General features: G+C 63.8%; 12 protein-coding genes. 1 reads left to right on the forward strand and 11 read right to left on the reverse strand.

The annotated features are described in order from the left end of the window. Positions 1-8: 8 nt before the first annotated feature. From murG to LH407_RS01025, 11 genes are all read right to left on the reverse strand, one after another. Entirely contained in the window at positions 9-1,103 is a 1,095-nt protein-coding gene (murG, locus tag LH407_RS00975) for an undecaprenyldiphospho-muramoylpentapeptide beta-N-acetylglucosaminyltransferase (RefSeq protein ID WP_322133157.1), read from the reverse strand. A 7-nt stretch (positions 1,104-1,110) separates the two neighbouring features. Beyond that, entirely contained in the window at positions 1,111-2,298 is a 1,188-nt protein-coding gene (ftsW, locus tag LH407_RS00980) for a putative lipid II flippase FtsW (protein WP_322133156.1), read from the reverse strand. Positions 2,299-2,332: 34 nt separating this feature from the next. Continuing rightward, positions 2,333-3,868: a UDP-N-acetylmuramoyl-L-alanine--D-glutamate ligase gene (gene murD, locus LH407_RS00985; RefSeq protein ID WP_322133155.1), complete on the reverse strand. Its 1,536-nt coding sequence runs from the start codon at positions 3,866-3,868 to the stop codon at positions 2,333-2,335. Further along, positions 3,869-4,963: a phospho-N-acetylmuramoyl-pentapeptide-transferase gene (gene mraY / locus LH407_RS00990; RefSeq protein ID WP_322133154.1), complete on the reverse strand. Its 1,095-nt coding sequence runs from the start codon at positions 4,961-4,963 to the stop codon at positions 3,869-3,871. It abuts the gene before it with no gap. Then, on the reverse strand, positions 4,960-6,366 hold the full coding sequence (locus LH407_RS00995; RefSeq protein ID WP_322133153.1) for a UDP-N-acetylmuramoyl-tripeptide--D-alanyl-D-alanine ligase: 1,407 nt from the start codon (positions 6,364-6,366) through the stop codon (positions 4,960-4,962). Before LH407_RS00995 ends, mraY begins: the two co-directional genes overlap by 4 nt. After that, positions 6,363-7,907, reverse strand: coding sequence for a Mur ligase family protein (locus LH407_RS01000; protein ID WP_322133152.1), 1,545 nt, complete (start codon positions 7,905-7,907; stop codon positions 6,363-6,365). The genes LH407_RS00995 and LH407_RS01000 overlap by 4 nt, the downstream gene beginning before the upstream one ends. 27 nt (positions 7,908-7,934) lie before the next feature. Further along, positions 7,935-9,668, reverse strand: a complete 1,734-nt coding sequence (locus tag LH407_RS01005; protein ID WP_322133151.1) for a peptidoglycan D,D-transpeptidase FtsI family protein — start codon at positions 9,666-9,668, stop codon at positions 7,935-7,937. Between the two features lie 43 nt (positions 9,669-9,711). Beyond that, complete coding sequence (locus LH407_RS01010) at positions 9,712-10,296, reverse strand: hypothetical protein (RefSeq protein WP_322133150.1); 585 nt, start codon at positions 10,294-10,296, stop codon at positions 9,712-9,714. Further along, entirely contained in the window at positions 10,293-11,246 is a 954-nt protein-coding gene (gene rsmH, locus LH407_RS01015; protein ID WP_322133149.1) for a 16S rRNA (cytosine(1402)-N(4))-methyltransferase RsmH, read from the reverse strand. The genes LH407_RS01010 and rsmH overlap by 4 nt, the downstream gene beginning before the upstream one ends. A gap of 99 nt (positions 11,247-11,345) precedes the next feature. Beyond that, positions 11,346-11,777 (reverse strand): division/cell wall cluster transcriptional repressor MraZ, encoded by a 432-nt coding sequence (mraZ, locus tag LH407_RS01020; protein ID WP_322133148.1) that lies wholly within the window; start codon positions 11,775-11,777, stop codon positions 11,346-11,348. Between the two features lie 232 nt (positions 11,778-12,009). Then, positions 12,010-12,390, reverse strand: a complete 381-nt coding sequence (locus LH407_RS01025) for a DUF3040 domain-containing protein (RefSeq protein ID WP_322133147.1) — start codon at positions 12,388-12,390, stop codon at positions 12,010-12,012. A gap of 71 nt (positions 12,391-12,461) precedes the next feature. On the opposite strand from LH407_RS01025, the gene LH407_RS01030 reads away from it, so the two are divergent. Further along, positions 12,462-13,577, forward strand: a complete 1,116-nt coding sequence (locus tag LH407_RS01030; RefSeq protein ID WP_322133146.1) for a polyprenyl synthetase family protein — start codon at positions 12,462-12,464, stop codon at positions 13,575-13,577. The last annotated feature ends 8 nt before the right edge of the window (positions 13,578-13,585 follow it).

Below are 13,585 nucleotides of genomic sequence, written 5' to 3' on the forward strand. Positions count from 1 at the left end.
GCTCGATGCTACCCGTCGTGAACCGAGGAACCCGACGAACGGGCCTCGTGGATGATGTCGATCATTCGATCCGTCCCATCGATCGCGCCGACTGTGGCAATACGCGCTGCCATGTCCGCGATCCGAGCACGATCACCGAGGAGAGGCACGAGCTCGTCGGCGACCCAACGCGGCGTGAAGTCAGCGTCGCGAACAACGATCGCCCCGCCGACCTCCAGCGACTCGCGGGCGTTCATCCGCTGCTCACCATTTCCCGACGCGTAGGGCACGAACACAGCGGGGATGCCGAGTGCGGTCAGCTCAGCAACCGTTGACGTGCCCGAGCGCGATAGAGACAGATCGGCAACCGCGAGGGCGAGCTCCATCCGGTCGCAGTACTTGAGCACACGATATCCGGGCAGTCCGGGGTCCTTCAGTTCGTCACGGTATTCACCCGTGACATGGATGACCTGCCAGCCGGCCCCAAGGATCAGGGCGATGGCCTCCGACACTGTCTCGTTGATTCTGAGAGCGCCCGATGACCCTCCCGTAACGAGAAGGGTCGGACGCTCGTCCAGACCGAAGAACTCACGAGCCTCTGCCCTAGCTGCGAAACGGTCGAGCCTCTCGATCTCTCGGCGCAGGGGCATACCCACCCAGGTGGCGTTCGGCAATGGTGTGCCCCTGAAGGCCACTCCGACGGTCGACGCGAAGCGGGCTCCGAGCCGATTGGCGATACCCGGCCGAGCGTTAGCCTCGTGGAGGGACAGTGGCACTCGCTCGGCTCGCGCCGCGAGATAGGCAGGAGCCGAGGCATAACCCCCGAATCCCACGACCACGTCGACGGCACGATCCCGGAGAATGGCGCGAACATCGTCGACGGCCGCCCGCAAGCGCCTCGGGAAACTCAGGGCCGCCCGCCCCGGTCGGCGCGGGAACGGCAAACGCTCGATGGTCAGGAGCTCGTACCCGCGCTCCGGCACGAGTCTCGACTCGAGCCCCTCCCGTGTGCCAAGCACGAGGATCGTCGATTCGGGTTCGCGCTCACGGATCCGGTCGGCGACAGCGAGAAGCGGATTGACGTGTCCCGCTGTTCCGCCGCCCGCAAGGAGATAGGTGGTCACGGGACGGTCAACCTCGTCTCTTTGGCAGGCCGTCGGGAATGAGTCTCGAACCGAATGCTGGCTCGACGAACGATGGGTCGCGGTCCGGTTCGCGATGCCGGGCGAACGACAGCACGATTCCGATTCCCAGCAGGTTCGCCAGGAGCGCTGAACCACCGGCGGATATCAGCGGCAGCGGAACACCGAGCACCGGCAGAACACCCAGAACGACAGCAATATTGACGAATGCCTGGCCGATCACCCACACCATGACACCCGCCGTGACGATCCTCGCGAAGGAATCCTTCGTTCCGCGGATGACACGGACGAACGCGATCGCGAGTACAACGAAGAGTGCGAGCACTACGACCGCTCCGACGAGGCCCAGTTCCTCACCGATGATCGCGAAGATGAAGTCACTCTCGGCGTGCGGAAGCCAGTTCCAACTCGCCTTGGAGTTTCCGAGTCCCACCCCGGTGAGTCCCCCGTTGGCCAGTGCCCACGTTCCGTGGAGCACCTGCCAGCAGCTGCCCGAGTAGTCCTGCTCGCCGCATCCGTTCAACCACGTGCTGATGCGCGAGCTTCGCGAGGAACTCGCCATAGCGAAGGCGACGCCGAGAAGCGCAATTCCGACAACGGAAATCGCGAGGAAACGAAGTTTGACCCCCGCGAAAAACAGGGTCCCGAGCACGATGAGCACCATGATCATCGCGGTGCCGAGATCATTGCCGATCAACACGAACAGGATTGCGATACCCGCAATAGGGGCAATCGGCAGAGCGACGTGTTTCCAGTCCCCCAGGAGCTCCTGCTTGGTCGAGAGCACCCAGGCAATCCACACGATCAGTGCGACTTTGACGAACTCAGACGGCTGAGCGTTGAAGCCTGCGATGGAGATCCAGTTCTGGTTTCCGCCATACCCCCAGCCGATTCCTGGCACAAAAACCAGTAGCTGCAGCGCACCACCGATGAGCAGCGCGGGCCACGCCCAGCGCTTCCAGAAGCGCGGCGGCATTCGTGAGGCGACCAACATGAGGGGGATGCCGATGATCGCGTAGAGGGACTGCCGGAGGAACACACCGAACGGACTCGCATCCGCGGAGATCTCGACGACAAACGATGCCGACAGGACCATCACCAGTCCGAAGACCACAAGGAAGAGGGTGGTTCCGAGAAGGAGGAAGTAGGTGCGGTTCTCCGCGGCAAAGAGGCTCATGACCGGCACGCGGACAGTGGCAGGCCGTCCTCGATCAGGTGGGGGTGTCTGACGACCCTTGTTCGCCGGATGGCGGGTTGTTGTCATCTCCCGCACCTCCAGCATGGTGTCGCACTGCTTCCGCGAACCGTGTGCCACGATCCGCGTAGTCCTTGAACTGATCCATGGATGCCGCTGCCGGCGCCAGCAGCACCACATCGCCATCGCGGGCGACGTCGGCTGCAAGCCGCACCGCTTGCGGCATCACCTCATCAGTGTCATCCGCAACCACCTGGAACAGGGGCACGTCGGGCGCGTGTCGCTGGAATGCCGCCACGACATCCTGGCGGTCCTCACCGATCACCACCACCGATCGCAGACGCGCGACGTGTGCCGTCACGAGCGGGCTGAGGTCGACCCCCTTGAGGAGCCCCCCGACGATCCAGACGACCGAACTGAACGACGTCAGTGACGCGTTCGCTGCGTGGGGATTGGTCGCCTTCGAGTCATCGACCCACACCACACCATCGAACGATGAGACGGTTTCCATACGGTGGTGATCGACCTCAAAACTCAGGAGGCCATCGTGGACGTCCTCGGGTGCCACACCGGCCGCCCGAACGAGTGCTGAGGCAGCGAGCACGTTTGCAGCCATGTGTGGCGAGGCCAGGCCAACCTGCCGGAGCTCGTCGATCGTCGAGAGCTCGAACGCGGAGCGGTGTCGTTCGTCATGGAATGCCCGATCGACGAGGATGCCGTCGACGATTCCCACATCGCTCGGTCCGGGAGAACCGAGCCCGAAGCCGATCGCTCTGCAGCCTTCCTCCACCTCCGCGTCCTCCACGAGGCGCATCGTCGTCTCGTCCGCGAGGTTGTAGACACACGCCACCCGTGTGTTCGCGTACACGGTTCCCTTCGTCTCGGCATAGGCGTCGAAACTTCCGTGCCAGTCGAGGTGATCGTCGGCGACGTTGAGACACACGGAGGCCAGAGGATGCACCGCGCCGACCCCGGTTCGCGGCATCCAGTGCAATTGAAAACTCGAGAGTTCCACGACGAGCACGTCGAAGCCAGCGGGATAACGCACAGCATCCAGCACGGGAATGCCGATGTTGCCGACGGCGGCCGCACGGCGGCCGGAAGCACCGAGGAGATGGGCCGCGAGTTGGGTCGTGGTCGTTTTTCCATTGGTTCCGGTCACGAGGATCCACTCGGCGGGCGGCGAAACCTTGTCCCGGAGCCGCCACGCGAGTTCGATGTCACCCCAGAGTGGGATGCTCGCACTCTGGGCCCACCGCACGAGGGTGTGATCGGGTGCATAACCCGGCGAGACGACAACGAGCTCTGGCTCGAACGCTGTCAGCTCTCGCGGGACCACCGTGGAGTCGGACTGGAGGATGAGGGTGCCACCGATAACGGACAGCAATTCGACTCGCTCGTCCGTCGCTGAAGCAGCGACAACAACAACCGTGGCGCCGAGTTCGATCAGGGTGTCGGCAACCGAGAAACCGGTCGAGCCGAGGCCGAGAACGGCGACACGCAGTCCGGTCCAATCGGAATGCCAGCTATCGAGTGAGTCCAGGTCTCGCACTTACTGATTGACCCATTCCACGTAGAAGAGTCCTACACCCACCGCAACAAAGAGGGCGGAGATAAGCCAAAAACGCACAACCACCGTGACTTCGGCCCAACCTTTGAGTTCGAAGTGGTGGTGGAGGGGACTCATCAGGAAGATTCGTTTACCGCCGGAGATCTTGAAGTACGCCCGCTGCAGGATCACCGAGCCCGTGACGACGAGGAAGAGCCCACCGATGAGGACGAGGAGCAGTTCGGTGCGGCTGAGGATTGCCAAGCCGGCCAACGCACCGCCGAGACCGAGAGCACCGGTGTCACCCATGAAGATCTGGGCGGGAGACGTGTTCCACCAGAGGAAGCCGATGAGGCCACCCGCGATCGCCGCGGCGATGACGGCGAGGTCGAGGGGGTCGCGCACGTCGTAACACTTGTACAGCAGGTCCGGGTCGATCGACGGGTTGCTGCAGGACTGGTTGAACTGCCAGAAGCCGATGAAGATGTACGACGAGATGGCGAAGATGGCAGCTCCGGATGCGAGGCCATCGAGGCCATCGGCAACGTTCACGCCGTTCGACGCGCTCACGATAATGAGCGTGACCCACACCGCGAACAGGATCGCCGTGAAGCTACCGAACACCGCGAAATCGAGCCATTGGATGTCACGGATAACCGAAATCATCGTCGAGGCCGGAGTCAGGCCGTTCGCATCGGGAAAGTTCAGCGCCAACGCCGCGAATCCCGCAGCGACGATGACCTGTCCGAGGACCTTGGACCACCCGCCAAGGCCGAGGCTCTGCTGCTTGCGTGTCTTCAGGAAGTCATCGATGAACCCGATCAAGCCGAGTCCCACCATGAGGTAGATCACGAGCAGGCCCGAGATCCCGGGAACATCCCCGACGACCCAGTGCCCCACAAAATAGCCGAGCGTGGCACCGAGGATGAAGACGATCCCGCCCATCGTCGGCGTGCCGCGTTTTGTGTGGTGCGACTGCGGTCCGTCGTCGCGGATGAACTGTCCCCACTTGAGGCGGACGAACAGCTTGATAAAAACGGGAGTCAAAAAGAGCGTGAACGCGAGGGCGAAAGCTCCGGCGATGAGGAGTGCGATCATCCGTCGACTCCTGCCACCCGGTCGCCGAGGAATCGAAGCCCAGCCGAGCCAGACGACTTCACAAGCACAACATCCCCGGGACGGAGTTCCTCACGAAGCACATCGTAGGCCTCATCGGCGTCAGCGACGAGGACCGACTCTCCGTCCCACGAACCCTCGAGACCGGCCGCGTTGTGAATGTGTCGAGCAGCATGCCCGACGACCACGAGCTTTCGAATGTTGAGACGAACGACGAGTCGACCGATGCGATCGTGCTCCTCGTCCGAGAATTCACCCAACTCTGCCATCTCGCCGAGGACGGCGACCGATCGCTGGTCGGGTGCCGTCACCTGCGCGAGGGTCTTGAGGGCAGCTGCCATCGAGTCGGGGCTCGCGTTGTACGCGTCATTGATGACGACGACACCGTCCTCCCGTGGCTGCACCTCCATTCGCCACCGAGCGGCCTTGGCAAGTCCCCCGAGCGCCGCCACCGCGCGCTCAGGAGGGACGCCGAGTGCTCGAGTCGCTGCGATCGCGGCAAGGGCATTCATCGCGTGGTGCTCGCCGAGAATGCGCAGGTCGACGGGGATCGAGGTCTCATCGACGAGGAGGGTGAAGGAAGTGCCGGATGCCGAGCCGACGACATCCGTCGCCCGAACCTCAGCGCGATCATCCAGTCCAAACCACACGACCGACGCACGAGTTTTGTCGGCCATACGGACAACGCGCGGGTCGTCGATGTTCAGCACGGCAACGGCGGTCTCGGGCAAATCGGTGACCATCTCGGACTTTGCGGTCTCCACGGCATCCGGTCCCCCGAACTCGCCGACGTGGGCAAGGCCGACCTTCAGAACGATCCCGACATCGGGCGTCACGATGCGAATGAGAGACGCGATCTCGCCGATAGCACTGGCCCCCATCTCGACCACGAGGTACTCGGTGTCGTCATCCACACCGAGCATCGAGATTGGCGCGCCGACGTGGTTGTTAAAGGAGCCGAAGGGTGCGACGGTGGGGCCCTCCTGTTCGAGGATGGCCCGCAGCATGTTCTTGGTTGTCGTTTTGCCGTTCGATCCCGTGACGGCGACCACTTTAAGTCGCCCCCGACCCCGGACACGCGCAACGACCTCGCGAGCGAGCGTCGCCAGCGCCGCGACACCATCCGGTACCACGATCTGAGTGATCGCGACATCCACCGCTCGCTCGACGACGGCCGCCGAGGCCCCGAGTTCCGCCGCTGCACCGACGAAGAGGTGACCGTCCGTGCTCTCACCGGGGAGTGCGAAGAACAGTGCGCCCGGCGTGACCTTACGAGAGTCGGTGTGCACCTCCCCCGAGATAGTCGAGTCCGCAGAATCCGCGTCGGCAAGAACCAACTGGCCGCCGACGATGTCTGAGAGATCCTGCATCGTGAGTTCGATCACGACCAACCCGCTTCCCTGAGCGCCAGTCGCGCCTCTTCTCGTGCATCGAACGGGACTTTCTCACCGCGGATGTCGATATGGTCCTCATGCCCCGGGCCAGCCCACAGGACCGCATCGTTTTCGCCCGCGAGGCTCACGGCGAGTCGAATGGCCTTGCCCGGCGCCTCCACCTCGTGGATCTCGGCCGGATCGTGCGCGGAGCGGGCTCCCTCAAGGAGCACCGAGCGGATTGATGCCGGGTCTTCGAAACGCGGGTTGTAGTCGGTCACGACGAGGACATCTGCGCCTTCGGACGCGATGCGGCCCATCTCGTGTCTCTTTCCGGAGTCCCGATCGCCATCCGCCCCGAAAACCATAATGATGCGGCCTTCAACTACGCGCCGTACCGCGTCGAGCGTGACGGTAAAGGCGTCCGGACTGTGACCGTAGTCGACGAAGAGGGCGGGGCCTCTGCTCTCGGAGACTCGCTCGACGCGACCGGGAATACGAGTCACGATCTCCCCATCGCGATCGAGAACGTGCCCGATAGCGTCGAGGTCGAAACCCGCCTCGACAAGCATGACGATAGCGACAGCCGCATTGGCCGCCATGTGGTGCCCAATAACCCCGACACTCGTCCGGATGCTGCGTCCCGATGGCCCGGTGAGCTCGAACTCCGTGCCGTCCACCCGCTCCTGAAGTACCGTCACCGTCCAATCGGCATCGACATTGGGGAGCGATGTCACGGTGGTGACGGGGATGTGACATTCATCGACGACACGGTGGCCCCACTCGGAGTCGAGGGACACCACGGCGCGTTTCGCCCGGTCGGGAGAGAACAGCGGAAGTTTGGCCGCGAAGTACTCTTCCATGTCCGCGTAGTCATCGAAATGGTCGCGACTGAGGTTCAGAAATGCCGCAACATCAAACACGATGCCGTCAACCCTGCGCCGCGTGAGAGCTTGCGCGCTGACTTCGATCGTGACGGCGCGGACTTCGTTCTCCCGCATGCGCGCGAGAAGTCCGTGAACTTCAGTCGCCTCCGGTGTCGTGAGTTCGCTCGTGATGGCCGTCGACCCGATAGCGCGCTCGGCGGTAGTCGAGAGCCCCGCAACGAGCCCCAATTGACCGAGGATGCCGTGGAGCAGGTAGGAAACACTCGTTTTCCCGTTGGTTCCGGTAACCGCGAGGAGTAGTGGCGGAGATTCGATCGTGCGGTACACCCACGCGGAAATGTCTCCGAGGGCTTCCCGCGGAGATTCGACGATCACAATGGGCAGACCAGAGTCGGCGGCGATCTCCGCACCCTCCGGATCGGTGAGAACCGCGACGGCGCCGCGCTCACGAGCGCCCGAGGCGAGGGCGGCACCGTGGCGGTGGGCTCCCCGCAAACCGACGAACACGTCACCGGGGATGATCTTGCGATTGTCGAGGGCGATGCCCGTGACCTCGACCCCGTCGATGTCACCGCGCACGTCGAGCCCGAATTCCTCGACGAGAGTCGAAAGTGGGCGTGAGATCGGATGCTCGGGACGGAGAAGGGAACTATCGCCGTCCTGCACTCGGTCCTCCTGTGTTCTTGCCCCGTCTCACCAGTGGAGTGGAAGGGACGGTGACTGCTGCCCCGATGGCGGGACGCGGAACGTGGTCAGCGTCTGAGCCATCACGTCGTGGAACGTCGTGGCGATTGCAGTCGAGTTATACATGCTAGTGGGGATGCCCGCGCTCACAGCAACCACGTACTGGGGATCCTCGGCCGGTGCCATGCCCGCAAACGAGATCACGGTCTTGTCGCCGTAGACGCCGTTCTCCGCGACCTCGGCCGTGCCACTCTTGGCGGCGATGCGGTATCCGGGGATTGCGAGCATGTCGTGGTTGCCGCCGACCGAGACGATGCTCTCCATCATGTCGAGGGTCTGTCGAGCGGCGTCCTCCGAGATGACACGGCGCTCCTCCCCCTGCGGCAGGTCGGTCACGGTGCCATCGGGCTGTTCGCATCCTTCAACGAGGACAACGGGGGTTCTCACACCGTCATTGGCAATCGCCTGATAGGCGCTTGCGAGCTGAACCGTCGTCAGTGTGAGGCCCTGCCCGAATTGGACGGTGTAGTTGGTCCGCTCGTCCCAGTCCTGCGTTTCGTGGACGAGACCCTCGGATTCCGACAGGAAGCCGACCTCCGTCGCTTGGTTGAGTCCGAAGGCGAGCATGTAGTTGCGTCGGGTCTCCGCGTCGAGTCCCGCAGAAAGAATGGAGAACGCGGTGTTGGACGAGTCCACCAATGCGCCGGTCAAGGTGTAGGGGGTGTCCTCGTGCGCCCAGGCGTCCTTGATGTAGCCACCGTCGGAGAGGTAGATACGACCGGGGGCCATAACCTGCGTGTAGGGGTCGGCGACGCCGGCGTCGATGAGGCTTGCCGCCGTCAGGGTCTTCATTGTGGAGCCAGGCTCGTATGCCCAGCTGAATGCCCGGGACCCGAGCGCATCGCGGCGCGCGAGGCTCGGATCATTCGGGTCGACGGTCGGATAGTCGACAACGGCCATGAGGTGGCCGTCGTCGACCCGCTGTACGACTGCGGTGACCCATTCCGCACCGAACTCGTTGTAGGCCTGGGCCATCCGTTGTTGGACGTAGAACTGAAGGTCACGATCGATGGTGAGCTTGAGCGTCCCGCCATCTTTTGGCTCCTGGGTGGTCACGAGGCTGCCCGGAAGACGGGTGCCGTCCTCGCCCTTCTCGTAGACCGCCGTTCCATTGGTGGATTTGAGACAGTCATTCTCGCTCAGCTCGACACCTGCTTGCGGGCCATCCGTTCCAAGGAATCCGACGAGATTCCCCGCGAGTTCCCCGTTCGGGTAGGTGCGGCTTGGGCGCAGCTCGAAGTACACCCACGGCACGTCGAGGTCACGAACCTTCTGGAACTCTTCGAGTGGAACACCCTTCTTGAGGTACACAAAATCCGATTCCGGATCCTCGGTAAGGACGGCGAGAAGGTCTGTCGGATTCTGTCCGGTCACTGCCGCGATCGATTCGAGTTCGGCCGTGACCGCGGCCGCGCCGTTCGTACGTCCGAGAGCGCTTCGGGGGGATGCCGTGATGTCGTAGCGTTCGACGGAGCCTGCCAGTACGGCTCCGTTGGTGTCGACAATGTTTCCGCGGACTCCGTAGGTCACGAGCTCTTGCGCCCGCTTCTCGAGTGCCGCCGCGTTGAGCTCCTGCGCCTGAACCAGTTGGATGTCGACGAGCCGCACCACAAATACCGAAACCACGGCGAAGATCGCGAGCACGGCGATGCTGATCCTGAGTCGGCTGCGTCGGGTTCTCATCCTGCGAAGATCCCTCTCGGTATTCGGTGACGGGTGGGGCGTATCAGTGAGTCACGGGCGCAGGCAGGGCATCCGTCGGCTGCTCTTGCTGCACTTCCGTGGTTGCTCCCACGGTTGGTGCGGCCTGCTGCGAGTCCAGTGTCGTCTGCGGTGCTTGCGGCGAGACCAACGGCATGCCGGTAAGCAGCGAGTTGCCAACGAGATTGCATGCGCCACCGCAGCCGGCAGGATCTACAGTGCCGGGGGCCGCAGCGATACCGCCGCTGCTCACGTCGAGAAAGAGCGGGCTCGCTCCGGGCACCATGCCGAGATTCGCGGCGTTCGCCGCGAGGTGTTGGGTCGAGCCGAGCAGGTCAAGACGCTCGGACAGGGCGTTCTCCTGACGCATGAGTTCCTTCTGCTGCGCTTGGAGAGCAGTGATCTGATAGGCGCCATCGGAAACGACGATGCTGAGCAGCAACTGCGCGCACAGGATGCCCGCAAGGCTCGCGACGATGACGAACGCGTACGTGGCGCGCGGCCTCCGCGTCGTGCCCGGGCGTTGTTGCGGGGCAGCGACGGGGGCAAGCTGCGGTTCGACGCGTTCCGGACGAACAGCGGGACGGGCGTAAGCGACGGCGGGGCTCATGTAACACTCCTGAGTCGTTCAGCGGCGCGAAGTCGCACGGGGGTGGATCGAGGGTTGTCGATGCGCTCCTCGTCTGAGGCCAGTTCCGCCCCACGCACGAGAAGCGAGAACTCCGGCTTGTGCTCGGGGAGTTCGACGGGGAGGCCCGCTGGAGCGGTCGAACGCGATCGGGATTGCAAAACGCGTTTGACGATCCTGTCCTCGAGCGATTGGTAGGACAGCACAACGATGCGACCGCCCACGCGAAGCGAATCGAGGGCCGCGGGAATCGCGCGCTCGAGAACCGAGAGCTCACTGTTGACCTCGATACGCAACGCCTGGAACACCCGCTTTGCAGGGTGGCCTGCCCGAGCAGCGGCAGCGGGAGTGGCAGCGGAGATGATGTCCACGAGGTCCGCGGAGGTCTCGATCGGCTGAACCTCGCGGCGTTGCACGATTCGGCTAGCGAAACGCGGCGCGAGTTTCTCGTCGCCGTAGTCGTAGAAGATTCTGCGGAGCTCCGACTCGGTGTAGGTCGCGAGCACCTCCCGTGCGGTGGGCCCGGTCGTGGCATCCATTCGCATGTCGAGCGGCGCGTCCTTCGAATAGGCGAACCCCCGATCTACCGTGTCGAGCTGCAGGGACGACACACCCAGATCGAAGAGGATGCCGTCGACTTCACGCAGCCCCAGTGTTTCGAGCACCGCGGGCAGCTCGTCGTAGACCGCGTGCACGAGATCGATGCGATCGGAGAACGGCGCAAGGCGTGCCGTCGAAAGCCCGAGCGCGTCCGTGTCTCGGTCGATTCCGACGAGGTGCACCGAAGGGAAACGCTCGAGCAGGGCCTCGGAGTGTCCGCCGAGTCCCAAAGTCGCGTCGACGACCACGGCGCCGTCCCGTTCGAGGGCAGGAGCAAGCAACTCGACACTGCGCTCGAGGAGTACGGGTACGTGCAGTGAGTTCTCAGTCATGATGTCGGGCTGGGTTCGCGAGCCCTGATCCCCATCCGGTTCGACCTGGCGTCGGGGAAGTACGTCAGGGCAGGCCGGCTGGGAGTCAGGGCTCGCGAACTAGAAGAGTCCCGGGATCACCTCCTCCGTGGTGTTCACGAAGTCGGACTCGGCCTCTGCGTAGTACTCGTTCCACGCCGTGGTGTCCCAGATCTCGGCCCGGTTGCCGGCACCGATGACGGTCAAGTCCCTGTCGAGCCCCGCATACTCGCGCAGGCCTGCAGGGAGTGTCACCCGGTGCTGCTTGTCCGGCGTCTCCTGATTGGCGCCGGACAGGAAGAGGCGAAGGAAGTCCCTCGCCTGCTTGCTGGTCACGGGAGCCTGACGAATCTTTTCGTGCAGTGACTCGAATTCGCGCTGACTGAAGACGTAGAGACAGCGTTCCTGACCGCGTGTGACGACGACACCCGAGGCAAGTTCGTCCCGAAATTTCGCGGGGAGGATGATGCGCCCCTTCTCGTCGAGCTTCGGGGAATAGGTGCCGAGAAACATGCACGACACTCCCCTCGTTCTCCGGCCCGGATTCAGGTTGGCTCCACTTTACTCCACATTGCTCCACAAATCTAGGATTTTCCCCACCTAGGCACGTTGACCAGGCCAAATTACCCCGAAAAATAGCGGAACCGGCGGGTGGAGGGAAATGGAGTGAAAATGTCGCGCTCGACCGCCTCGCGGACATAAAAAAAGGACCAGCCTTTCGGCTGGTCCTGTGAAGCCTCTGCGGCTACTCGCGTCGATCGTCTCCGCGCCGGTCCCATCGCTCATTGAGCGCGTCCATGAAGGAGGTCGAGCGCGACGCCTTGCGCGGCGTGGAGGACGCGGGGAGGTCAGTGGAGGATGCGCCACGCCGAGGCGGAGCCACCGCCAGGAGCACGCCCACGAACATGACGCCGAACCCCAGCACACCCACGAGGGGCTGCTGGATAATGACGCCAGCGACGAGGGTGGCAATACCGACAACGGCTACCAGCACTCCGACGGCGACGAAGCGGTAGTTGGTGCGCCCTCGCTGTTGACGTGCCGTCGCGACGAAGTCGGCGTCATTCTGATAGAGACTGCGCTCCATCTCTTCGAGAAGGCGCTGCTCTTGCTCAGAGAGAGGCATCGTGAGTCCCTTCTGGACTGGGGGCGCTGGGAACTCCATAGTACGCCCGCGTGCGTGGCTAGGCTAGACAGGTGCCTGAGAGTACCCGGTTGGTTGACGTGATTCAGCTGAGAATCGACGAGTTCATCGCTAGGCGACGGGTCGAGCTCCTCGAAGCATCCCCTCAACTTGATCCGGTGGTGGCGCTCGCATCCGACTACCTTGCCGGCGGCAAAAGGTTCCGCGGACTCTTCTGTTACTGGGGATGGCAGGCCGTGGCCGGGTCGGGCAGCGCAGACCCACTTGCCGTTGATGCAGCATCCGCAGACCTGCCCGGGATCGTGCTCGCGGCCTCAGCGCTCGAGGTCTTTCATGCCGCCGCGCTCGTGCACGACGACATCATGGACAACTCGGACACCCGTCGCGGCGCCCCCTCGGCGCATCGCCGATTCGAGATGCTGCATCGCGAAGGTACGTGGGCGGGCTCTCCTGAGACCTTCGGCCGGTCGGCCGCACTGCTGCTCGGCGATCTGCTCCTCGGGTGGAGCGACGACCTCTTCGACTCGGCTCGCACGCACCTGCCCGCGGCAGCGCACGCGGCGGGTCGTCGCGAGTTCGCGCGCATGCGCACCGACGTCTCGGCCGGCCAGTATCTCGACATCCTGGAGGAGAACGCCTGGGTCGCCCACTCCGACGACACCGCGCTCTCCCGAGCGCACCGCGTGATCGTGTACAAGTCGGCGAAGTACACAATCGAGGCTCCCCTGGCCATCGGTGGCTCCCTCGGCGGTGGTTCGGATGCCCAGCTGCAGGCACTCCGTTCGTTTGGGCTTCCTCTCGGTGTCGCCTATCAGCTGCGGGATGACCTCCTCGGTGTATTCGGCGATCCCGAGGTGACGGGCAAACCAGCGGGAGACGACGTCCGGGAGGGTAAACGCACCGTTCTTATCGCCCTTGCGAGGCAACGCCTGTCCGGGTCGGCGCGAAACCTCCTGGATGAGCTGCTCGGCGATCCGAGCCTCGATGCGTCCCAGATCGACACCATCCGCTCGACGCTCACCGAGTGCGGAGCAGTGGATGCCGTGGAGGAGATCATCAACCACAACGTCGGCGTGGCCATTCGCGCGCTCGATGAAGCCCCATTGTCTGCCAGCGCCCGTTCTAATCTGCGGGACTTGGCCGCGACGGTCACCGCACGAGCTTTTTGAGCGCCTGA

The sequence above is a fragment of the Antiquaquibacter oligotrophicus genome, from assembly GCF_020535405.1.
In the GTDB taxonomy this organism is placed as follows: domain Bacteria; phylum Actinomycetota; class Actinomycetes; order Actinomycetales; family Microbacteriaceae; genus Rhodoglobus; species Rhodoglobus oligotrophicus.

What these genes read in the sequence shown, in the direction of transcription:
- LH407_RS01010 (WP_322133150.1), bottom strand. Translation starts at nt 10,296, where the DNA reads ATGAGCCCCGCCGTCGCTTACGCCCGTCCCGCTGTTCGTCCGGAACGC.
- LH407_RS01025 (WP_322133147.1), bottom strand. Translation starts at nt 12,390, where the DNA reads ATGCCTCTCTCTGAGCAAGAGCAGCGCCTTCTCGAAGAGATGGAGCGC.
- mraY (WP_322133154.1), bottom strand. Translation starts at nt 4,963, where the DNA reads ATGATCGCACTCCTCATCGCCGGAGCTTTCGCCCTCGCGTTCACGCTC.
- LH407_RS01005 (WP_322133151.1), bottom strand. Translation starts at nt 9,668, where the DNA reads ATGAGAACCCGACGCAGCCGACTCAGGATCAGCATCGCCGTGCTCGCG.
- ftsW (WP_322133156.1), bottom strand. Translation starts at nt 2,298, where the DNA reads ATGAGCCTCTTTGCCGCGGAGAACCGCACCTACTTCCTCCTTCTCGGA.
- mraZ (WP_322133148.1), bottom strand. Translation starts at nt 11,777, where the DNA reads ATGTTTCTCGGCACCTATTCCCCGAAGCTCGACGAGAAGGGGCGCATC.
- rsmH (WP_322133149.1), bottom strand. Translation starts at nt 11,246, where the DNA reads ATGACTGAGAACTCACTGCACGTACCCGTACTCCTCGAGCGCAGTGTC.